General features: G+C 35.2%; 34 protein-coding genes and 2 pseudogenes. 3 read left to right on the top strand and 33 right to left on the bottom strand.

What is annotated here, in order from left to right; translation table 11 throughout:
• Positions 1 to 14: 14 nt before the first annotated feature.
• From hflX to NYE20_RS10630, 5 genes and pseudogenes are all read right to left on the bottom strand, one after another.
• Positions 15 to 1,277 (bottom strand): GTPase HflX, encoded by a 1,263-nt coding sequence (hflX, locus tag NYE20_RS10650; protein WP_003245432.1) that lies wholly within the window; start codon positions 1,275 to 1,277, stop codon positions 15 to 17.
• A 132-nt stretch (positions 1,278 to 1,409) separates the two neighbouring features.
• Positions 1,410 to 1,835, bottom strand: a pseudogene (locus NYE20_RS10645) (stage V sporulation protein K); the annotation flags it as partial.
• Entirely contained in the window at positions 1,801 to 3,501 is a 1,701-nt protein-coding gene (locus NYE20_RS10640) for a recombinase family protein (protein WP_163136910.1), read from the bottom strand. The gene NYE20_RS10640 and the pseudogene NYE20_RS10645, both read right to left, overlap by 35 nt.
• A gap of 88 nt (positions 3,502 to 3,589) precedes the next feature.
• Complete coding sequence (locus NYE20_RS10635) at positions 3,590 to 3,736, bottom strand: hypothetical protein (protein ID WP_160171069.1); 147 nt, start codon at positions 3,734 to 3,736, stop codon at positions 3,590 to 3,592.
• On the bottom strand, positions 3,733 to 4,332 hold the full coding sequence (locus tag NYE20_RS10630) for a Holliday junction resolvase RecU (RefSeq protein WP_163136912.1): 600 nt from the start codon (positions 4,330 to 4,332) through the stop codon (positions 3,733 to 3,735). Before NYE20_RS10630 ends, NYE20_RS10635 begins: the two co-directional genes overlap by 4 nt.
• Positions 4,333 to 4,406: 74 nt before the next feature.
• Between NYE20_RS10630 and NYE20_RS10625 the strand changes: the two genes are divergently transcribed.
• On the top strand, positions 4,407 to 4,649 hold the full coding sequence (locus tag NYE20_RS10625) for a helix-turn-helix transcriptional regulator (protein ID WP_124058308.1): 243 nt from the start codon (positions 4,407 to 4,409) through the stop codon (positions 4,647 to 4,649).
• A 1-nt stretch (position 4,650) separates the two neighbouring features.
• Here the strand turns inward: NYE20_RS10625 and NYE20_RS10620 are convergent, their stop codons facing one another.
• The 14 genes from NYE20_RS10620 to NYE20_RS10555 all read right to left on the bottom strand — a co-directional run bounded on the left by NYE20_RS10620 (position 4,651) and on the right by NYE20_RS10555 (position 11,490).
• Entirely contained in the window at positions 4,651 to 4,836 is a 186-nt protein-coding gene (locus NYE20_RS10620) for a hypothetical protein (RefSeq protein ID WP_080333410.1), read from the bottom strand.
• 95 nt (positions 4,837 to 4,931) lie between these two features.
• The gene (locus NYE20_RS10615; protein WP_282281313.1) at positions 4,932 to 5,057 is read right to left on the bottom strand and encodes a hypothetical protein; all 126 of its coding nucleotides are present in this window, start codon (positions 5,055 to 5,057) and stop codon (positions 4,932 to 4,934) included.
• Positions 5,054 to 7,321 (bottom strand): hypothetical protein, encoded by a 2,268-nt coding sequence (locus NYE20_RS10610; RefSeq protein ID WP_163136914.1) that lies wholly within the window; start codon positions 7,319 to 7,321, stop codon positions 5,054 to 5,056. The genes NYE20_RS10615 and NYE20_RS10610 overlap by 4 nt, the downstream gene beginning before the upstream one ends.
• Before the next feature lie 59 nt (positions 7,322 to 7,380).
• The gene (locus tag NYE20_RS10605) at positions 7,381 to 7,596 is read right to left on the bottom strand and encodes a hypothetical protein (RefSeq protein ID WP_129137701.1); all 216 of its coding nucleotides are present in this window, start codon (positions 7,594 to 7,596) and stop codon (positions 7,381 to 7,383) included.
• On the bottom strand, positions 7,593 to 7,772 hold the full coding sequence (locus NYE20_RS10600) for a hypothetical protein (RefSeq protein WP_129137702.1): 180 nt from the start codon (positions 7,770 to 7,772) through the stop codon (positions 7,593 to 7,595). The genes NYE20_RS10605 and NYE20_RS10600 overlap by 4 nt, the downstream gene beginning before the upstream one ends.
• A complete protein-coding gene (locus NYE20_RS10595; RefSeq protein ID WP_129137703.1) occupies positions 7,769 to 7,942 on the bottom strand; it encodes a hypothetical protein in 174 nt (57 codons plus the stop codon). The genes NYE20_RS10600 and NYE20_RS10595 overlap by 4 nt, the downstream gene beginning before the upstream one ends.
• Entirely contained in the window at positions 7,943 to 8,491 is a 549-nt protein-coding gene (locus NYE20_RS10590; protein ID WP_160214986.1) for a hypothetical protein, read from the bottom strand.
• Positions 8,472 to 8,894 carry a hypothetical protein gene (locus NYE20_RS10585; protein ID WP_250621133.1) on the bottom strand — a complete coding sequence of 141 codons (423 nt, stop codon included), beginning with the start codon at positions 8,892 to 8,894 and terminating at the stop codon, positions 8,472 to 8,474. The genes NYE20_RS10590 and NYE20_RS10585 overlap by 20 nt, the downstream gene beginning before the upstream one ends.
• Positions 8,884 to 9,303, bottom strand: coding sequence for a hypothetical protein (locus NYE20_RS10580; RefSeq protein ID WP_163136916.1), 420 nt, complete (start codon positions 9,301 to 9,303; stop codon positions 8,884 to 8,886). Before NYE20_RS10580 ends, NYE20_RS10585 begins: the two co-directional genes overlap by 11 nt.
• On the bottom strand, positions 9,304 to 9,645 hold the full coding sequence (locus NYE20_RS10575; RefSeq protein WP_151262260.1) for a hypothetical protein: 342 nt from the start codon (positions 9,643 to 9,645) through the stop codon (positions 9,304 to 9,306).
• Between the two features lie 35 nt (positions 9,646 to 9,680).
• Positions 9,681 to 10,037, bottom strand: a complete 357-nt coding sequence (locus tag NYE20_RS10570; protein ID WP_151262259.1) for a hypothetical protein — start codon at positions 10,035 to 10,037, stop codon at positions 9,681 to 9,683.
• A 38-nt stretch (positions 10,038 to 10,075) separates the two neighbouring features.
• Positions 10,076 to 10,381, bottom strand: coding sequence for a hypothetical protein (locus tag NYE20_RS10565; protein WP_163136917.1), 306 nt, complete (start codon positions 10,379 to 10,381; stop codon positions 10,076 to 10,078).
• 50 nt (positions 10,382 to 10,431) lie between these two features.
• The gene (locus tag NYE20_RS10560; protein ID WP_163136918.1) at positions 10,432 to 10,653 is read right to left on the bottom strand and encodes a hypothetical protein; all 222 of its coding nucleotides are present in this window, start codon (positions 10,651 to 10,653) and stop codon (positions 10,432 to 10,434) included.
• 9 nt (positions 10,654 to 10,662) lie between these two features.
• Positions 10,663 to 11,490 carry a metallophosphoesterase gene (locus tag NYE20_RS10555; RefSeq protein WP_163136919.1) on the bottom strand — a complete coding sequence of 276 codons (828 nt, stop codon included), beginning with the start codon at positions 11,488 to 11,490 and terminating at the stop codon, positions 10,663 to 10,665.
• 159 nt (positions 11,491 to 11,649) lie between these two features.
• Between NYE20_RS10555 and NYE20_RS10550 the strand changes: the two genes are divergently transcribed.
• The gene (locus NYE20_RS10550) at positions 11,650 to 11,862 is read left to right on the top strand and encodes an alpha/beta-type small acid-soluble spore protein (RefSeq protein ID WP_163136920.1); all 213 of its coding nucleotides are present in this window, start codon (positions 11,650 to 11,652) and stop codon (positions 11,860 to 11,862) included.
• 2 nt (positions 11,863 to 11,864) lie between these two features.
• Here NYE20_RS10550 and NYE20_RS10545 read toward each other — a convergent pair whose 3' ends face one another.
• The 9 genes from NYE20_RS10545 to NYE20_RS10505 all read right to left on the bottom strand — a co-directional run bounded on the left by NYE20_RS10545 (position 11,865) and on the right by NYE20_RS10505 (position 16,332).
• A complete protein-coding gene (locus tag NYE20_RS10545) occupies positions 11,865 to 12,443 on the bottom strand; it encodes a DUF559 domain-containing protein (RefSeq protein WP_041353124.1) in 579 nt (192 codons plus the stop codon).
• Between the two features lie 111 nt (positions 12,444 to 12,554).
• Positions 12,555 to 12,734 (bottom strand): hypothetical protein, encoded by a 180-nt coding sequence (locus NYE20_RS10540; protein ID WP_163136921.1) that lies wholly within the window; start codon positions 12,732 to 12,734, stop codon positions 12,555 to 12,557.
• Complete coding sequence (locus NYE20_RS10535) at positions 12,731 to 13,471, bottom strand: hypothetical protein (protein ID WP_204267229.1); 741 nt, start codon at positions 13,469 to 13,471, stop codon at positions 12,731 to 12,733. Before NYE20_RS10535 ends, NYE20_RS10540 begins: the two co-directional genes overlap by 4 nt.
• A gap of 12 nt (positions 13,472 to 13,483) precedes the next feature.
• Positions 13,484 to 13,837, bottom strand: a complete 354-nt coding sequence (locus tag NYE20_RS10530; protein ID WP_163136922.1) for a hypothetical protein — start codon at positions 13,835 to 13,837, stop codon at positions 13,484 to 13,486.
• A gap of 124 nt (positions 13,838 to 13,961) precedes the next feature.
• Positions 13,962 to 14,483: a dihydrofolate reductase gene (locus NYE20_RS10525; protein ID WP_163136924.1), complete on the bottom strand. Its 522-nt coding sequence runs from the start codon at positions 14,481 to 14,483 to the stop codon at positions 13,962 to 13,964.
• Positions 14,483 to 15,322, bottom strand: a complete 840-nt coding sequence (locus tag NYE20_RS10520; protein ID WP_326154144.1) for a thymidylate synthase — start codon at positions 15,320 to 15,322, stop codon at positions 14,483 to 14,485. The genes NYE20_RS10525 and NYE20_RS10520 overlap by 1 nt, the downstream gene beginning before the upstream one ends.
• Before the next feature lie 56 nt (positions 15,323 to 15,378).
• Positions 15,379 to 15,723, bottom strand: coding sequence for a hypothetical protein (locus NYE20_RS10515; protein ID WP_042976089.1), 345 nt, complete (start codon positions 15,721 to 15,723; stop codon positions 15,379 to 15,381).
• A 142-nt stretch (positions 15,724 to 15,865) separates the two neighbouring features.
• Positions 15,866 to 16,159 carry a hypothetical protein gene (locus NYE20_RS10510; RefSeq protein ID WP_106021355.1) on the bottom strand — a complete coding sequence of 98 codons (294 nt, stop codon included), beginning with the start codon at positions 16,157 to 16,159 and terminating at the stop codon, positions 15,866 to 15,868.
• 17 nt (positions 16,160 to 16,176) lie between these two features.
• Entirely contained in the window at positions 16,177 to 16,332 is a 156-nt protein-coding gene (locus NYE20_RS10505; protein WP_041336532.1) for a hypothetical protein, read from the bottom strand.
• Between the two features lie 152 nt (positions 16,333 to 16,484).
• Here NYE20_RS10505 and NYE20_RS10500 point away from each other — a divergent pair, with 152 nt between their 5' ends.
• Positions 16,485 to 16,730 (top strand): hypothetical protein, encoded by a 246-nt coding sequence (locus NYE20_RS10500; protein WP_009967458.1) that lies wholly within the window; start codon positions 16,485 to 16,487, stop codon positions 16,728 to 16,730.
• A 39-nt stretch (positions 16,731 to 16,769) separates the two neighbouring features.
• Here NYE20_RS10500 and NYE20_RS10495 read toward each other — a convergent pair whose 3' ends face one another.
• The 5 genes and pseudogenes from NYE20_RS10495 to NYE20_RS10475 all read right to left on the bottom strand — a co-directional run.
• Entirely contained in the window at positions 16,770 to 17,219 is a 450-nt protein-coding gene (locus NYE20_RS10495; protein ID WP_163136349.1) for a GyrI-like domain-containing protein, read from the bottom strand.
• A 94-nt stretch (positions 17,220 to 17,313) separates the two neighbouring features.
• The gene (gene dutB / locus NYE20_RS10490; protein ID WP_163136351.1) at positions 17,314 to 17,742 is read right to left on the bottom strand and encodes a dUTP diphosphatase DutB; all 429 of its coding nucleotides are present in this window, start codon (positions 17,740 to 17,742) and stop codon (positions 17,314 to 17,316) included.
• 70 nt (positions 17,743 to 17,812) lie between these two features.
• Entirely contained in the window at positions 17,813 to 18,175 is a 363-nt protein-coding gene (locus NYE20_RS10485) for a hypothetical protein (protein ID WP_144483839.1), read from the bottom strand.
• A gap of 42 nt (positions 18,176 to 18,217) precedes the next feature.
• Positions 18,218 to 18,460 carry a thioredoxin family protein gene (locus tag NYE20_RS10480; protein WP_163136353.1) on the bottom strand — a complete coding sequence of 81 codons (243 nt, stop codon included), beginning with the start codon at positions 18,458 to 18,460 and terminating at the stop codon, positions 18,218 to 18,220.
• Positions 18,457 to 18,891 (bottom strand): annotated as a pseudogene (locus NYE20_RS10475) (ribonucleotide-diphosphate reductase subunit beta); the annotation flags it as partial. The pseudogene NYE20_RS10475 and the gene NYE20_RS10480, both read right to left, overlap by 4 nt.

Here is an 18,891-nt window from a genome sequence, read left to right as displayed (position 1 = left end):
TTTATATTTCCTTCCTACATATACTTCTTTAATTCACCGATGATACTTTGCTCTTCTTGGACATAGCCGGATATGTCATACTGTTCATTTTCTTCATTAAAATAGAAGCGGTCTACCATCGTTTCCGATTTGATTCTGGAAAGGAGCTTCCCTTCACTTGCCGGCACATGTGCTTCAAAAGACGTTAACAGTTCTTGGCGCAAATAGCGCTGAATCGCTTCTTTAAAGGCTGCAGCGTCGTCCTCAAATTTCGCACTGACCATAATGTGATCCCTTCCGGCGGTCGGTATAAAATCAGGCAGTTTTTGATCACGTTTATTGTAAGCCGTCAGCATCGGGATATCATCTGCTTCAAGCTCCTCAAGCAGCCGAAGCACTGTTTTTTCATGTCCCGCATAATCCTCATTTGAAGAATCAATTAAATGCAGAATTAAATCCGCTTCTTTTACTTCCTCAAGCGTTGAGCGGAATGCAGCAATCAATGTCGTCGGAAGATCCTGAATAAATCCTACTGTATCTGATAGAAGAACACTGTAGCCGCTTGGCAGGACCATTTTTCTGGTCATCGGATCGAGCGTGGCAAACAGGAGGTCTTCTTCATAGCTGTCAGCACTCGTCAGACGGTTGAACCATGTTGATTTCCCTGCGTTTGTATAGCCGACAAGCGCAATTTGAAGCACACCGTTTTTCTTTCTTCTTTCACGGTATCGGCTTCTATGGCGAATGACAGTGGAAAGCTGTGTGTTGATTTCATGAATGCGATTTCTGATATGGCGGCGGTCGGTTTCCAGTTTCGTTTCCCCGGGACCTCTTGCCCCAATTCCACCGCCTTGCCGGGAAAGGTTGATCCCTTGTCCCGTCAGACGCGGCAGTGCATATTGCAGCTGAGCCAGCTCAATTTGAAGTTTGCCTTCTCTCGTTCTCGCCCGCTTTGCAAAAATATCTAATATCAATTGCGTGCGGTCAATCATCTTCACTTCAATTGCTGTTGCCAATGACTTCAGCTGACTTGGCGACAGTTCATCATTAAAGATGAGGAGATCAGCTTCAAGCTCTTCCACCAGTGCCTTCAGCTCTTCTACCTTCCCTTTTCCTATATATGTAGCGGCGTCAGCCCTGTTCCGTTTTTGTGTGACGCTGGTCAGTACTTTTCCGTCTGCTGTTTTCGTCAGAGATGCTAGCTCTTCCATAGAATTTTCAAAATGCTCATCCGTGATATGCGGCAGCTGACATCCGACTAAAATGGCTTTCTCCTGAATCGTTTCTTGTTCGTTCAAATGGATGTTCCTTTCTTTTGCATATTGGGCAGTAGTATTATCATACCAAACCCTGCATGTGTATACCACAAATCGATTGCTTTGAAAAGCGGAAATACGAGCAAAAAACAGACCTCTCAAAAACTGAGAGGTCTATGCAGATCCAGATGCTTCTTCTTTAATGGAAAGATCTTGGCTTTTGATGGTCATCAAGTCGCTTTTTAAGTATTGGTCTCCCATTAAAAGCCTCATGGCTTGTGCTCTGATCGATTTTTCGATCACATTTCTGACAAAACGTCCATTGCTGAATTTAATGGGACTTGTCGTGCTTTTCACTGTCATTAAGTAATCTTTCAATTTCCATTCAGCTTCTTGACTGAGCTGGTATTCCCTTTCATCGATCATTCGTTTCGCAATCTCCATGAGCTGGGTCACAGAGTAATCCGGAAAATCAATGGAGATGGGAAATCTTGATTGGAGACCGGGATTTAACGAGAGAAAATGATCCATTTCCCGTGAATATCCGGCGAGTATCAAAATAAACTCATGCTGTTTGTCTTCCATATGCTTGAATATGGTTTAGTCTTTTATGCGAGTTTATAAACTCCCCTCCCTGCTCGCCGTTAAGAAAATCCACATGGCTGTTTTCATTATTAAGTGAAGAACTTTTCCATACAACTTCCATGTGATCATCATCAAACAGAGTTACTTTTTCAATGAAAAAATCAAGGAATTGCCGTTTTTCTTCTATTGTAATTTCATTTTTAATCATTTTAGAGAACGAGCCAATATACTCGATCATTTTTTGTTTTTTGTCTTCAGTTTGTTTATTTGCAGCCAATTGTGAATTAATTATTTTAATCTCATTCTCAATATGCTCTTTGTTCTGTTCCAATGGCTGAGACAGTTGGTCGAACATACTTTCTTTAATTTTCCCTTTCCCGAAAAGAATTACATAATTTGCAATTTCTTCATCTATCTCACCGAGTTGTTTTTCTAATCGACTTGCTTTAGCTTTGAGTTCATCGATTTTCTTTTGATCAGACGCTTCCTCTAAAAATGATTCTAGAAATCTCTCTGGATTCTTCATGAGTTTTATAAACCAGTTCCAAAAAACTTCATCAACGATATCGACTCTCCAGTTCTTACCTTCACATGAAACAACTTTCTTGCCATTTTGATATCCTTTTGCAGTCTTGGCTCTACAAGAATAATACTTATATACGCCTGATTTAGTTTTAGAAGTTATTCCTGAGCCACATGCCCCTCCACAACGGCCGCATTTCGCCTTGTTTTTCAGCAAATAGTCTTTAGTAGCTCGACTTCTTCCCTTAAAGTTGCTCTTCAATCGCTCAATGATTTGCTCTCGTGTAGCTTTATCCCACATTGGAGGAATCTTTATCAATATCCATTCGTCTTTGTTTGTCGGCACCTGTTTCTTCTTACCATTAATTTGAACAACTTTTGACTTTCCATAATAAAAATCACCTGTGTAATCTTCATTCTGCAACATTCTACTTACAGTTGCCTGATACCAAGTCTTTCCGTTAGGAGCAGCAACTCCCCTTCTTGAAAGCTCTTTAGCAATTTCATTCGAGGACATTTTTTTGTTTAAGAGCATATCCTTCATTTCAAGCAAAATTTCTTTTTCTTCTTCGTTATACTCAGGAAGATCTGTCACTGTATTAAATTTGTACCCATACAACCTTTTAAATGAAGGAAATTCACCTTTCTTTGCTTTAGCCAATCTTCCTCGCTTTGAGTTAGCATGAATTTTCGCCTTATTGTACTGTGCAATTGAACCTTGAATGTTGTACATCAGCATTGATTCAGGATCATGAGGATTTACTTCAAATTCAATAAACTCGATATCAACACCCATACCCCATATTCTTCTTGATACCACACCCTGTAAGGTGTTATCTCTAGTTAGACGATCTGGGTGTAATACTATGAATTTTTTTCCTAGTCCTTTTTCTAATAAATATAAGGCGTGATTAAGAGCTGGCCGGTTTGGATCATCTCCCATGCCCCCCGGTTCAACTAACGCAATTATTTCGCTTTCCTTGTATCCAAATTTAGAGATTGCTCTTTCTTTACACCTTTCTATTTGTGACTCAATTGAAAAACCCTTATTAGCTTGATCTGTTGTTGATACTCTGGCATAAATCAATGCATTAATTTTGCCAATCAAATGCATTATATTGTCCGTACTTAGCTTTTGATCTCCCTTTAATATAAGCAATAGATCATAACCTCCATATTGCTTTATCTTTTATGTCTGTATATAAGCACAAGTATACCATGGGAAAAACAGGTATACTTGTTTTACCTTATGCTTTTTTATACTTGTACATTAATGTAGCTGCAAAATCATAAAATTCTTTAGTTGATATCACCTCTTCAACCCAATTTTCTACATCCTGATTAATAACTGTGGTTACCTTATAGTTTTCTGCGCATTCTCTTCTTTTGCTCATTGATGCACCACTCCCATAGATGACTTGTCATCAATGTATGAATTAAGTGGTTTGTCCAATAACTTGGATTTCTTTATCAATTCATCGCAAAGTTTGTTTAGATAATATGTATAATTCACTTTCTTTTTCATCCAGCGCACTTCTGTACCGATCTCTTCACAAATTGCTATCGGGATACTGGACTTGTTAACTTTATTATTATATGTGTGTTCTAACTGCTTTTCGGCTATGTTTTTGTATTTCAAAAATTCATCAATATGTACGAAATAAACCTTGTTCTCAGGCTCTCTAAACTGAAACAGAAAACCAGGAATTATGTTTGGGTACTGTGCTGCCTCTTTTAAATGTTTAATCTGCTGCCCTTTTATGATCTTCTCACTGAAGGAAATGGACTTGTTCTTTGTCGACTTAAGCTCAAAGGGAAATAAGTATCCGTTAAAATGCAAGAAACAGTCATATTTGTTTTTCGATACTGCTGCCCCTCTTTTCAAGAACATTGGATTAACATCTTTAATTCGGTAAAAGAACAACTTCTGATCCGCTGCAGATTTTTCAATGTTCGCTTCAAAAACTTTCCCTTGATTGTTTACTCCCAATCAATCACTCTCCTAATCTATATTGAAGGTAAATTATGTATGTGCTAAAATCGTTGCTGAAAGAGGTGTGCATAGTGAAAAAACAATGGAAACCAGTTGATTCAAGACTCAATGAACTCATGCATGAATATAGCGTTTCAATTGAAGATCTTGTTGAGCGTACTGGATTGCCTAAGCAACGTATTAATGATTACGTAAGTGGTTTTAAATCAAATATGAATATCGGAACAGCAATGACATTTGCTGATGCCATAGGTTGCTCTATCGAAGAGCTTTATGTATGGAACTTTAAAGAGCGCAGACAATTGGTCAAATAACTTACAAGGTGGTTCCCTTTTTGATCCACCTGATTTCTTGCATTAATTCCTCATTATTGTCAGCTAAGTTAATTAAGTTACGATGCGCTCTTTGCAAATCTTTTTCTTCAATGGCCTCCTTTACTGTTTTCATTTGTCTATCCATCTTGTTATACAGTGTTTGAATTGAATGATATGCCTCGTTAATTTTTCTCACCCATCATTTTTTGGTTTTTATCTTTGTAATCAATAACCATTCTGCTGACTTGTTTAACGAACTGTTCATATTTCTCGTTTTCATTATCACTGTAGATAATCTGGCCCCATGAAGTCTCTAACAATTTCGCTAGAGGAGAAAAGTTGGTCTTCAATTGTACTGAACATTGTTTTCCAACCTTTAAACTCTTTATCACTCAATGTTGTGTTCATTGTGTAAGCTCCTTAATTTGGTTTATTTTTTTAGAACAAAATTCAAATAGTTCTTCAAAGCCATTTCCTAAGGTATAATCAAAGTCCTCCTCGAATTTGGAATGCTCATCAATTTCATAAAAAGAAACGAGCATATCGGAAATATTGATAAAAAATGTTGTGTTACGGGTGGGTATTGTAAAGACTATCCAATCACTATCATCAGTGCCCGCTCCGCAATAGTCCCTTTTAATTGAGAAATCTAAATTATAGTTCAATAACACCTTACAAACATAGTGTTCAATTTTTTCTAAGCTCATCTGTTTCTTTTTATATTCTCGGCATTCTTCACATCTTTTTGCTAAAGACTTTTCAATATGCCTGTGCATATTCTCATCACCTTGAACAGCATTAACAAAATCATTTAATGTAGCTCTGACCTTTGCACATTCACAAGTGTATTCATATGGCAGGATTGCCGCTTCAATGATTCCCTTGAATTTCAAGTAATATTGCTCTTCATCAAGATTGTGGACTTTTAGGGTTTTATCCAATTTATAGTTGCAATTAACCCCCTTATAAATTTTTAATATTCCCTTTTTAATTAAAATTCTTCCAATCTGACTCCTATCCCAACATTTCCTTTTAATCCATATACAAATCTCCTCTTCGGATGGTTTCTGCCAATCAAGCGTTACAAAGATGGATTGATCAGATATTTGATCTCTAATAAATTTAAGGGTTTGTTCTTTCTCTTCTAAAAATCCGCACAATTTTTCAGGAGACGGAATCGGTACAAGATTTTTCATATATTTCATTATCCTCTTATCGAAAACCTTAAATAATTTCTCTGCGTTTTTAAGTTTTTTTATCTGTGACCAGACATCTTCACAAACAGTTAAACATTTAAAACTATTGTAATAAAGGTAAAGACCGTTCCTTTTATAAAGAACTTCATACAAATCGTCGTTATATTTTTTTTGCATTTCAGATAGAGTTTCAATAAAGCAACGGCTAGTTTTAATTTGTTCTATTTTTAACATATCCACCAAATCTCTTGCTACGGATTCAACGCTTTTTCCTGCAGTGAAAGAACTTATTTTAATAGAATCTTTGATGGTTTCTATGTCACTGTCTAATTTTTCAACACTCGACACAGTAAACTCTATATGAGAATTTTCAAGTGTCTTATATTTCATTGAAAAATCATTGTTGTCCTTATTGAATGTCACTTTGAATTTATGAATTTCATCTTTAATCCGTTGTTCATTCTTAAATTGCAGATAATCAGTCCTTAATCCATTGCAACTTTTTTTATCCAATATTGATTCGATGATTTCTTTATCTTGTTCATCAAATGAATCAATAAGCAATACCATTTCTTCAATACTTATTTCATCTTTTTTGTATCTAAAAACGTCTTGCCAAAACCAATCTAATTTTTCTATTCTCATTTTATATTCATTTAAGTTTACTGTTTTAAAGATTTCTTCCTTATACTGCCCGATAGTTTTATGATACAGATCATTCTTTTTTGTGTATCTGCATTTCCCATCGTGAAATAAAGGGGCAAGTGTATAAACTTCATCATTATGTTTAAGCCTTTTTATATCAACTTCCACAATTGTTTTATTAAGCTCTAGCCAATAATCAATATAGTCCTCAACATTCTTCTTATTGCTATATTGCATTTCAATAATAATCTCTTGGTTGCACTCTGTCTTTATGCTAATGTCGGGGTTGTATTTCCCATTAGAAAGCTTATAAACAGGTTCAATCTTGATTTCTTTACACACATATTCAATGACATCGTCTGTCTTTATGTAAAACTTGTCACCAGGCTCTATGAATTTATTTTTAAACCACCAGTGAACCATTGATTCAGCATTACAACTAGATAAATCAACATGAGCAAAATGAGGTGTTACTTTCTTAGACTCAATTGCTTTTGGGATTAAACTTGATCCACAAATCGGACAGAAAAATGTACTTTTTTTATTAAATTTATTAATTTTGTCAATGGTTATAACTCTATTATCAATATCTCTTGCAAACCACTGTTTTACATTCTCGAAAGACACCGACTCCCCTCCTCTTTCTTTAATTATTCTTGTCCTTTGCTCAACATATTCATCCCATATAGATCCGTTTATACAATAATTATCTTTCAAACTTTTTATTATTTCCTTATAGTCTGTATCCTCTTCCTTATTGTGTATTTCAATCAAAAACCTCAATAGCTTACCTTCAAGTGTTTCCTTATGTAAACCAAATAAGGTTTCCACTTACTCTCCGCTAATTTTATTTTCATTCTAAATAAAAGACCAATTTTATTTGGATTTATTTATGTAATTTCATTTAAGTTTTCGTATTTAGTAAGCTCATCGATTACTCTTTCCAACTCAGAAATAGACATTTCACTGAAATTTGGTGCGTATCCTAAGACTTTAGCTAAAAACCACCGCTTTTCTTTCAGGTTATTAAAACCTAATCGTTTAAATTCTTTGGACAATTTTCTTCTCAACACAGGGAAATAACCTAGTGTAGTGTATACGATCAATTAAATTTACCTCCTAAAAAATCTGTTATTTTCTTTAAGTCATCATTATTCAAACATATCGAAACTCTCTTGTTGTGCCTTTTGTCTTCGATAGTTATTAAGACATGATCTTTTCCTTTGTCAAAAGTAATTCTGTCTTCCTTAGGAAAAGTACGGCATTTGAAAACTTTTTTCATTGAAATAACCCTCCCCAAATCACTCCAGCAGCTAAAGAAGCTATAAAGACAGAAACAAATTTCATTATAATGAAGAATTTTATATGCTTTGTTTCATCCTCAGTTAAGTTCAAATCTGATAAAGCGAATAAACCAAACATTATCAACAAAACCCAAGCTGTTACAATCATCTACTTAGAACCTCTTCCAACTGTATATCCGCCCGTAATGTCATTTAAGATTGTGCTGCTTGGGGACAGCTTTTCACTCTTACTATCATTATTTTTAGTGTAATTAATGAAATCATCGAACTGGATTAAATACACTCCGTAAGCTGTGTTATTCAATTTATCGATGGTATCGTCACTTGGTTTGGAAAACCAGCTTTCAGTACCTTGGCCATACACTTCAAAAATTTCAAGAATCTCGTCCTTATACTCAAAATAAGCCAGCTTATTTTCAAATTCACATTTCTCATCAACTGGGTTTCCTACATGATTTGTCGCATATTCCATCATTGAAGTAAGCATGTAGCCTAATTCAACGTCCGAGAAACTTAGTTGAGGTTTAGGAGTTCCGTAATAAATATCAGCCTCATTTAGTGATCCCCTTTTATTAACTTCTTTAATGATCTCTTCAATAGCAGTGCAGCCTTCATGAATAATAAAATCTCTTCGCATCTGGTCTCTTCGTTTATATTCATCTAAGAAACTTGTTATATTAAACTCTGCATTTTTCATTTAACTCCTCCTTACATAGGTCAATGTATTGTTGAAGACTACTTACAAATGAAATTATGCAGCTTCTTATTTCTTCTAGATCTGCAAAGTCCATTTCACTTTTTAAGACATACTCATCAAGTTCCAACATTGCAAGAAAACGGTCATCTTTTGGCAAGTTGTTTAAGTCAATACTCCTTAATTTAGGAATTCCTTTATTTAAAAACCATTCAACAAAAAGGTTATCCTTGCTTTGTCTTTTAGCCTGGGACAAAAAATCATAAATATCTTTAGAATTCTCTATATTGAAGTATATGCGCAAGCTCTCTTTTATAAGGTCAAACACTCGCAGTAAACAACAGCTAATTTTAGACTCTGAATCAGTTCTATAATTTAAATCAAACCAAGTTAATTTATTCTGCACTGAATCCCTCCTTGTATGAACCGATTATTTCTGGTATCCGTTGAAAGAAAGTAATAATGCAATCCCTAGCATCATACGGATATTCACAATCAGTTTCGGCACCGGATATGAAAATTTCATATTCTATGCTGGATATTAGTTGAGAATTATAAGGCAGTTCGAACTGTAAGCACCTCTTCAGATTAGGTAACTGCTCACTTACAAACTTCAAGAACTTCTTCTCATACTCAGGAAACTGTTCATATAATTTGTTTACAAGCTCTTCAATTGAGTCTGCTTGCACCTTGTAGAGATTCTCGAACAGTTCTTTGTTTATTTCCATCAGCTCGCTTAAAGATTTTACGGTTTTCATACTTCCAGTCAAAGTAACTCCCCACCACGACAGTTCCTTAGTAATGTTCGCCTGCATTTAGCCCCTCCAAGGATCATGTTTTTCGATAATAGTCAGTCCATCCTTATTTCTCTTAGTGTTTTGTTCTGCTAATTTTAATAACGCATTTCTAGACTTTTCATCATTAAAGACCTCTTCCAAGTTTAATAAATGCGTCCTTTGATCCTTTGTCATTGCTTGAGTATGTAGGTCAGTAACCTTTCTGTGGTTAGCTGCTTTTCTAAATTCGTAGTATTTGGGTGGATTGTATGACTTAAACCATTTTTCCACTTTAATCGGGGACAATTGCCCAAAACCAAACTTGATTAACACTGCCTTTTTGCTTTCAGGGTGGCTCATAATTTTTTCATATACAGTCAAGAGTTCATCTCCTTTAAATCACTTCGCTACTTTGTTTACCACGTACTAATGTCTGTAATGTCTTTTTTGGTTTTACATTTGGAGCAAATAACCTCTACAGCTGTACCCATACTCACTCCTGTCAAAAGATAAGCTATGCTACCTTTGCATTTCCCCAAATGTTCATCCCTAAAAGCATCTGCTTCATTTCTTTCTTTTTCTGATAAAGTATGAAGGCTATTATTTCTAAGATTATCATTTTCTTTTAACAATTTTGCGATTTCCTCATCTTTGCTGAGCTTTCTTACCTTGTCTACAAGGGAATCCCTTTCATTGATTAGATTGTCGATGAATGCACTTAGGTCATCCATCATCTTATCCTTCTCTCTTTTTTCAACCCATTTAAGGAACATGTCATCCCCTCCTTTTTTTGAATCAAATCAACATTTTATCAATAATAAAACTCCATCAACGCATCTCTTCCTGCTCTGTTCAATAATTCAATATCGAAAATTACATCTCTTCCCTTTAATTCGTTGTAATGATAATTCAGGTCATGCTTTTCATTGTAATGAATGAAGGAAATGTTATGAGAAGTATATACGTCATAACGATTTTTCAAAATAATCAACATTCCATTTATCTCAATTGCTCCGATTGAAACATTGTTTAGCATTGTCCTACTGGGTAAAGAATGACGTAGTATACTTCTAAGTTCTTCGAATTTTTCACTTCTCTTATAACCATAACTGCCCATATTGATCGTTCTTCTTTTCTGCATAAAATTAGAATTTTATTTTCTCTCTCTTAGTCGGTTTTAATTAACCTCCCATGGATTAAATAGACCCAGTCTAAATGAATATACCCAACGACTTCTTCCTTTTCATTAACTAAATGAGTACCGTTTGATTTTTCAATTGTCTGTTTTGCAATCTCCGCATCTGTTTTGGAATAGTATGAAAAGGCCATAGGTTCTTCATCATGATCTTTATATACAACTGTCCACACATCATCTAATTTTTTCTTCACGAATTCACCTCATATTTCAAATGTCTTCAACTCAAACGTTTTATATGTATCAACTTGCTTATCTGGTATCACATTGACACTCGGGTAATTATCATAGTCATACGGATATCCGATACAATTCATGTGAAATCTCGTTCCATCTTTTTCAAACTCAGCTTGTAAATGATCATGGCCACAAATCCAATGTTTTGCGTTAATGAATGGTACTTCAACCATATAGCAGCTGTTAGGTTCAAACGGAGAAAAAGGATTGTGAACAGGTGGGACATGAGATACAAATACATCAATATTAGAGTTTTCAAGAGTGTCATACCAGTCCATTGATTCTTTCCACATTGCTCGTACCCCATCTTCTTTGTTGTATCCATTTAGGCTGATATAGTTTGAATCATTAGAGACACCTTTGAAGAAGTTCCACCCTTCATTTCCTTTTGGAAGATACCACATAACATCTCCTGCAAAGACTTTCCCTTTGTATGTATCCGTAGACTTTATTAATGGAGTGACATTTTTGATGTCTACAGCCTTTTGAATTAAATCTTTTACCCTTCCCAATGAATCGGAATATTTTCGTTGCTGATTTTTACTGAGTAAATAAAGATCATGATTACCATATGTGAAGTAAACCTTATCATACTGCTTTGCTACTTCATCAAGTACCCACAGTGTCTGTTGATTCCACTCAGTAAAGTCACCGGCAATGATTAATACCTCACCATTTCCATTCGATATTAACCTTCTAACAATCTCCCTTGTTCGCTTTTCCCACTTGATTTGGTTATTGTTCCAAGGTATCCAGTGATTAATATGAAGATCAGAAACATAATCGATTTTCATTTTATCCCCCTTCTTTGTTTAAGTACGTGCTCACTCATGCTCCATCACCAATTGACATTTAAATCACCTCACTTCAAATTTAATGTGTATATTTTCAAAACATCTCCACACAATACAATTGAACAAACTTGTTTACATACTACTTTAGGAGATGATCAAATGGCTCAACAAAACAGATCAAACAACAGCAATGAATTACTTGTTCCTCAAGCTGCTGGCGCACTTGAACAAATGAAGTTTGAAATTGCTTCTGAGTTCGGCGTAAACTTAGGGCCTGAGACAACTAGCCGAGCAAACGGCTCAGTAGGTGGAGAAATTACAAAACGTTTAGTTCGCCTAGCTCAACAAAGCATGAATGGCCAATTTCATTAATTTTATGAGGGGAACGTTCCCCTCTGCATTCCAATTTTACATATTTGGTTTATGATTTTAGTTATTTCAAATCTATAATCATTGGGATTGAATCTAAGAAATTCACAGCCTAATGTTGTCCGAATAAATTTTTCGCGTTTGCTTTCATCATCGCTCTTATAATTCCGGTGATTCATTTCATCACATTCAATAGCCAAGTTTAACTCTTTTATGTACGCATCTATGTAATACTTTCCTACCTTAAGTTGATAATCTATTTTATAAATGTCTTTGAAAATGTCGATTATAAAAGGAATCGTTTCCTCTTCAAATCGTTTTCGTCTAAACCTCCTCATCATGCCCTCCTTAGTATTTGAAAAACCAAAATCTTTAAAGTTGTCCATGTACAGAACATCGAGTCTTGGTACGGTCTTATACTTTTCATAAATAGGTGTATTTTCATCGCTGTTTTTCATTAAAGTTTTAAATAATTTAAGTTCAGCCCCTATAAAAGTTTCATAGTCAATGCCTTTTTGTAATTCAAATCGTTTTTTAAATGAATTCCAAGCCGACCTCAAATCTTTATAACCTTCAATCTGCATTACTTCCGGTGCAATAGCAATTTTAGAACCTTTATAAGAGAAAATGTTAAGTTTCTGGTGCGTAAATACCCCTCCCTTTCAATTTAGTTAAAATACAGATTTTATATTAATTTAAACGTAATAACTAATTTCTTTTTTATCCATAACTTTTCGGATTGTTCGCTCATGTTTCGATCGTTTTCTTTTATCGCTGCCTTTCACTCTTGTTTTTTCAAACATTCCGTCGTAAGTCCAATTATATCCGCTATACTTTTTAAACACCGTCGTCTTCAGGCGTCTATGATACGTCACTCACCGCCCGCCTCTTCGCGTGAGTCGTCGATGATTTTATAGCCGTATTTACGAGCATCTTTCAAGTATATTGCTGCACCACCGGAAAAAGGCGGCCAACTGTCGTCTTCAATAACTAGTGCTTTGTGAACCCCGCTATCATCCGATATAAAATCGCCCACCCGAACCTCAGTCGGCTGCGGCGCGTTCAAGTATTCGTCCGGCACCGCCAGGCTTAGCGCACGTCTTAGCGCGATTGCTTTACCGATATGAACGTTGAAGCAGTCGTCAGGGGCGGCTTTGGCGATGCCCCGTGCTAAGACGACCGTACGGCTATAAGCTCCCTTTAATAAGGCGACTACTGTCCGCTTTTCTCGATTTACTATGAACTCCGCATTCGCACCAAAGAGATCGACTTTGTAATCCGAAGTATTTCCGTTCACCATTCTTCCCGGCGATTTTAAAACTTCGATATCCACCTTCGCCTGCTCAACGATTTCATCACGGTGGGCTTGGACGCTTTTCTCTGGCTTCCATAAACGTTCCTCTAGCGTCGTACAAACCGGAGTCGTTACCGTATTTACATCGCCAGGTACAATAACAACGTCTTGATTCGTTTTTGCATAGTGAACTACGAATCTATAAGAATATGCTCCGCCAATAACGATATCTCCAAAACGAGATTTATAACCGAAATATTTATCGTCCTTCTTTTCAAATACCGTATTCGCATTATTAATCAGCAATTTATTTTCCAATTCGCCAACTCCTTAGATATCATTTAATTTTTGCGTCAGATGAATAAATTGATCATTTAACTCTTTGAATTTTTCCTTATTTATGTATGCTTTATTTTCCCTAAACAAAAATAGATCCCGATATGCTTTTCTATTCCTGTTAATAATTTTAGTCGCAATAGTTGAGCTTACCCATTCTTCATTTACTATCTGGTTTAGGATTTCACCAAGTTCGAATAGAATTTCTAGTTTCTCTTTGTTTTGCTGTGTTTCAAGTCTTAACAATTCCCTCTGTGTTTCAAGTTGCATTGTTTCAAATTTGTATTTCTTTTTCTTCAAGGCTGCTATCTTTTCATTTGCGTTATGTGATTTATTTCCCGTCTCCAATAAATCACCTCCTTAAAGTTTGAATAAAATATTATTTTTATCAAAATGCATATTTTTTGTTTTTGTGATTTAAATAAAAAACCGTTATCTCATCACCCTCTTATTATCATATTATACATATTTTTTACCTTTGTCTATATTTATTTTCAAAAGTTAGAAAGGAATAATTGTATTTGTTCTTTTCATCGGCTTTATTATGCAGTTTATCAGTCAATTTCCAACGATCATCTAACATAGGAAAATATGAATCTGCTTCTCTTGACGCTGAGTCAACAATTGTCAAATACACTTTATCAGCGTAGGGCAAGAATGCTTTGTAAATCATACTTCCCCCTATCACCATCACTTCCTCATCAGTGTTAACTTGTCCTTGAATGAGTTTTAAAACCTCCTCAATTGAATGATAAACAAAGGACGAATAATCTGGCTTAAAGTTCTGATCCCTAGTAAGTATAATATTCCTCCTATTCTGTAGAGGCTTACCTGTCATACCAATAATTGATTCGTATGTTGATCTTCCTTGAATACATATTTTCCCCTCAGTTTTTTCTTTGAAGTGTTTCATGTCAGCAGGCAAATGATACAATAATTTGTTTTGATATCCAATGGCCAGAGTTTTATCACAGCAAGCAATAAGAGATAGCATTAAACCGCTACCTCAAATAAAAGCTTGTCCCCATGTTTATAGTTGATTAACTTGAAATCATCAATGGTAAAGTCATAAAAATCTTTCACTTCAGGATTGATCCATAGTTCAGGTGCTTCAAACTGTTCTCTTTCCATTTGAATTTTCAAATTGTCTATATGACGTGTGTACACATGGCAATCCCCAATGTTAAAGATATATTCACCAAGCTCATAGCCAGTGACTTGAGCAATCATGCGCTGCAACACATTGTACTGGAATACATTGAATGGATTTCCCAATGCCATGTCATTGCTCCGTGCTCTTACCTCGAGGTGGAGCTTACCTTGCTTCACATACCATTGAGTTTCGTATACACATGGCGTTAAGGACATTGCGTCTAAATCATCAGGATTCCACAGCATTGTAATATGTCTGCGTGAAGACGGGTTGTTCTTCAATTGATGAAGAAGATAGTCTACCTGATCCACTTTTTCTCCATTTAGACTTCTGTTTTTCTTCCCCAGCTGAAATCCATATGCATGTCCGATGGTGCCGTCTTCTTGTTTCCACTGATCCCAAATATGTACGCCCATCTTGTTTAAATCATTAACATCATTAGATTTCAGCTGCCAAATCCAGAGCAACTCTTTAATGGCTGTTTTCCAGGCAACCTTTTTTGTCGTTAAAATCGGAACCTCTGAGTTGTCGAATCTCATTTGCTTACTCATTACACTTAGAGTATGTGCCGGTGTTCCATCTGTGTCCCACTTGGTTCTTACATCAAACTCTTCGTCTGAGATTCCATTATTGATAATATCCTTTATAATTGAATTGTATTGTTTATCGAATTGCGTCATGTTTCTCAGTCCTTTTGGAAATAGTATTTGAAAAAGTAAAGCATTAATTAAATATTTTATACGAATATATCTGCCAAATAAAATACAACAAAAAGAAAATTCCCACAAACAAATAACAAGTAAAAATATGTGTTTTGCTTGATTCTTTCACCGTCTAATACATCTAAAACTTTAAACATACTAAGGACAACATAAATAAGTGAAACTGCTGTCCAAGCAAGCATTAGAATGTTATCATGCATAATTAATCCGATATAAGCCAAAGGGACAATGAAAGATATCCCCTTGAGCAAAGTAAACAGGTAAATCAAATTCTTATTTCGTTTCATATTTTCTAATGATGAATTATCGACCACATTCTTTACTTTTCTATACGCATTACCTTCTCCTCGAACAATCAATCTGACCTCATTAATGTTTAATGCAATTAGATAAGCTGCTAGAAATAAAGTTACATATGTTATAATAAACATCTCCTAATTTTATATTTGTGTTTGATTAGCTATTAATCACCCTCAAATTCAACACCATTCATATTTGCTTTTATTCAAATAGCTCCCCTTTTAAACCATTCACTTGATCAGTAATACTTTCTTTAATTGCATGTGGTAACTGATCAATCCCTTTTACAATCCGTTTCTGACCAGTTTTCCTGATTTTTGCAGTCATCTCTTTAAAACACTCTAAAGCAGTATCTGAGATTTCATCATATAGCCCCTGAATTTTCACTAATACACTTAAATATTCTTCGTCACCTTCTTCAAATAGTGACAACCCTTCTTCAAGTTTGTTGATCTTTTCAATACTCTTTAATATTTTATTTTTATACTTTAACAATTAATCACCCACCTATTTTAATTATGGTCGATCATCTTCAAGAAATTAGACGCTGCCTTTTTGTATCTCAGATCTTTTTCATACTCAGCAACTCGTCTCATGTGCTCAATAAATTCATCTTCAAGTCCTCGTAACTGAAGAAACCCAAAGCAAAGACCGTTCCTATAAAGCATGTCGTCATATTTTGCTTGTAAATCTCCTTCTTTGCCGTTAATGATCTCTTTCCTCCTTAAATATTAGATAAAAGTATTCTTTTATTCAGAAATATTTCCAACAAAAATCTTTTATGGTAAATTAAAAACAATGTATTTAAAGGAGTGTTAATTTGCGAAAAATATTAAAAATCGTTAGCTTACTGATTCTATTGTTATTATTGGTTTATTCTTTCTTCAGTCCTAATTCACAATTATTTGTGTTCGTTCAGCTAATCATAATTGCATTTTTGATTGGTTTTGGAATTAACTGTTTTGTTAAAAAAGAACGATACCAAGGTACTCTATACTTCGTAATTGCAATATGCAACATTACCATTAATCTTGATAAAATAAACGAGTTAATTCAGAGCATTTAACTTATACATATATAGGAGGTGGGAAATTTCCCACCTTCTTTATTGGATAGGAACTAATACTTCACATAAGTGATTATCAATCATTTGTGAAGTATATCTCTCTATAATTGGTTCTCCTCTCAAAGTTAGACTATTTTTTTCTATTTCAGAGAAAATAATGCCCCAAAATTCACTTACTGCCTCTTTTGTATGGTCAAGCAAGAAAACAGCGTATTTCCCTCCAGGTAACTTACCAACTTGAGCTGGTTGCAGCACATTAAAATCTTCATTTAATACAACACCAACATCATAACGGCATTCCTCTTTAGGAGTAATACTTGGATCATCTTGTGGAATTCCTAAAATTACAGAGTTATGAAATACACCATTCAACTGTGCCCACTTTTTAAAAGATTCCATTAGTTCTTTGTTTTGCTTACCACCATACTCTCCAACGTTTCGGAAATAAGCAATCCTTAATTCAGGTAATTCTTCAATAGTTATTTTCATATTTTAATCCCCTTTCCTAGAAAAAGGTAATATGATTAAAAATGTTTTTCAAGATGACTTTTAAAATAATCTATATTTCAAATACAAAATCCAATTACTTCGTTCCAGTTGATCCGTGCCCACCTCGGTCATCGTTGCCAAGACGGTCTACCTCGATCAAGTCAACTGCCGGCATCTTCTTCATAATTCTGAACTGGCAGATTCGATCCCCTTTCTTAATCTTTGTGTCACGTAACGCATAAGCAGGAAAGAACCAAAAATCGTTGTCACCCTTATAAGACTCATCGATAACACCCATTGAGTTTGTTTGAATCACACCAAAGTTCTTATACGTACTCGAACGAGGAACGACATGTGCTTCGTAACCTTCAGGCAATTCCATGGCCACTCCCAATGGAACAAGTTTAAATTCATCTTTTTTGATCGCTACATCTTCAGCTGCACGAAGATCAATCCAATCTCCCTGCTCAATTTTGCTGATTCTTGTTTGTGTTTCGTCTAGGTATTTGATTTTAATTTGCATTATGTATTAACTCCTTTTTTTAATATATGCCCATTCTTATGTTGTTTGGCTCAGTTAAACAAACAACTCATTATTGTTCGAACTTTGCCCTCAACTCTTCATATAGTTTACGATCACTTTCTTCTTTCTCTTTGAGATACTTTTCTCTTTCAGCATCTTGCTTCTTTTTTAGCTCCTTCTCATACTCTTCCCACTCTGTTTCATTGATCACTCCTTTTTCATGTAATTCTCTTTTCAGAGGGTGTAAGATCTTCTTTGCTTCATGTGGGTATAAAATTCTTGTCTCATAGCCATCATCCCAGTCAGTTTGTTGACAAGCCATAAATACGCCCCCATCTTTAGTAATAATTGTTGTTTGCTCACAAAACTGATTTGCCCAAACATAAGCAACTTCCTTTCCAATTAATCCTTCCTGAGTTTCAATGAAATACATTTATTGGCTCCTTTTAATTTAAGTTTGATTAAAATTACCCTTTTATCGTAATTCCTTTAGTAACTCATCAAGTTCATTAGGCTTAAAACCAACACTTCGGTTTACTTCTTCTCCCTGATCACTCAGCAGAATGGTTACCGGTACTCCCATGACACCAAATCTTGCTGCTACTTCTGGTTCCTGTGTAACATCAACAGTCTCAAATTGAATATTTACTTGTTCTAAGTAATTGGACACCATTTTACATGGATTGCAATTAGGCTGCTCTAATTTAACCAATCTCATTGAATACATCCTTTCTCGGTAAAAATAAAATCAGAATCCTTTAATGGTTCAACCGTTGCTTTTTTGTACCCATTCCCTTTAGTTGAAAAGAAGTCATGGGATTTGGTCTTAGTGCTCAATCCATTAATAACAATTGGGTTAACGTCTTCTTCCTCGAACAGATGATCAAAGCCCAAGTTGTTTAATGCTTTATTTGCATTGTATCTGATGAATTTCTTTACATCTGGGGCTAAGCCAACCTGATCATAAATATCTTCTGTATACTCCAATTCATTTTCATAAAGCTCTTGAAGCAAGCTTAAAGCCCATGTAAACAGTTCTTTTTGCTTCTGAGGAGGTTGTTTCTTGTATATCTCCTGAGCTAACAATCCGACATATACGCCGTGTCCTTGATGTTCCCTTAAGTTCGCTATACTTAAAGCGTGGACTAA

The organism is Bacillus sp. FSL R5-0416 (assembly GCF_037975425.1).
GTDB classification, from domain to species: domain Bacteria; phylum Bacillota; class Bacilli; order Bacillales; family Bacillaceae; genus Bacillus; species Bacillus subtilis.
Note: the sequence above shows the minus strand (reverse complement) of the source record. Positions and strands in the feature narration are given on the sequence as shown.

What these genes read in the sequence shown, in the direction of transcription:
- NYE20_RS10480 (WP_163136353.1), bottom strand. Translation starts at nt 18,460, where the DNA reads ATGAGATTGGTTAAATTAGAGCAGCCTAATTGCAATCCATGTAAAATG.
- NYE20_RS10550 (WP_163136920.1), top strand. Translation starts at nt 11,650, where the DNA reads ATGGCTCAACAAAACAGATCAAACAACAGCAATGAATTACTTGTTCCT.
- NYE20_RS10505 (WP_041336532.1), bottom strand. Translation starts at nt 16,332, where the DNA reads ATGCTTTATAGGAACGGTCTTTGCTTTGGGTTTCTTCAGTTACGAGGA.
- NYE20_RS10595 (WP_129137703.1), bottom strand. Translation starts at nt 7,942, where the DNA reads ATGATTGTAACAGCTTGGGTTTTGTTGATAATGTTTGGTTTATTCGCT.
- dutB (WP_163136351.1), bottom strand. Translation starts at nt 17,742, where the DNA reads ATGCAAATTAAAATCAAATACCTAGACGAAACACAAACAAGAATCAGC.
- NYE20_RS10635 (WP_160171069.1), bottom strand. Translation starts at nt 3,736, where the DNA reads ATGAGCAAAAGAAGAGAATGCGCAGAAAACTATAAGGTAACCACAGTT.
- NYE20_RS10525 (WP_163136924.1), bottom strand. Translation starts at nt 14,483, where the DNA reads ATGCTATCTCTTATTGCTTGCTGTGATAAAACTCTGGCCATTGGATAT.
- NYE20_RS10570 (WP_151262259.1), bottom strand. Translation starts at nt 10,037, where the DNA reads ATGTTCCTTAAATGGGTTGAAAAAAGAGAGAAGGATAAGATGATGGAT.
- NYE20_RS10545 (WP_041353124.1), bottom strand. Translation starts at nt 12,443, where the DNA reads ATGCAGATTGAAGGTTATAAAGATTTGAGGTCGGCTTGGAATTCATTT.
- NYE20_RS10565 (WP_163136917.1), bottom strand. Translation starts at nt 10,381, where the DNA reads ATGGGCAGTTATGGTTATAAGAGAAGTGAAAAATTCGAAGAACTTAGA.
- NYE20_RS10495 (WP_163136349.1), bottom strand. Translation starts at nt 17,219, where the DNA reads ATGAAAATAACTATTGAAGAATTACCTGAATTAAGGATTGCTTATTTC.
- NYE20_RS10555 (WP_163136919.1), bottom strand. Translation starts at nt 11,490, where the DNA reads ATGAAAATCGATTATGTTTCTGATCTTCATATTAATCACTGGATACCT.
- NYE20_RS10580 (WP_163136916.1), bottom strand. Translation starts at nt 9,303, where the DNA reads ATGCAGGCGAACATTACTAAGGAACTGTCGTGGTGGGGAGTTACTTTG.
- NYE20_RS10590 (WP_160214986.1), bottom strand. Translation starts at nt 8,491, where the DNA reads ATGAAAAATGCAGAGTTTAATATAACAAGTTTCTTAGATGAATATAAA.
- NYE20_RS10485 (WP_144483839.1), bottom strand. Translation starts at nt 18,175, where the DNA reads ATGTATTTCATTGAAACTCAGGAAGGATTAATTGGAAAGGAAGTTGCT.
- NYE20_RS10600 (WP_129137702.1), bottom strand. Translation starts at nt 7,772, where the DNA reads ATGAAAAAAGTTTTCAAATGCCGTACTTTTCCTAAGGAAGACAGAATT.
- NYE20_RS10520 (WP_326154144.1), bottom strand. Translation starts at nt 15,322, where the DNA reads ATGACGCAATTCGATAAACAATACAATTCAATTATAAAGGATATTATC.
- NYE20_RS10615 (WP_282281313.1), bottom strand. Translation starts at nt 5,057, where the DNA reads ATGAACACAACATTGAGTGATAAAGAGTTTAAAGGTTGGAAAACAATG.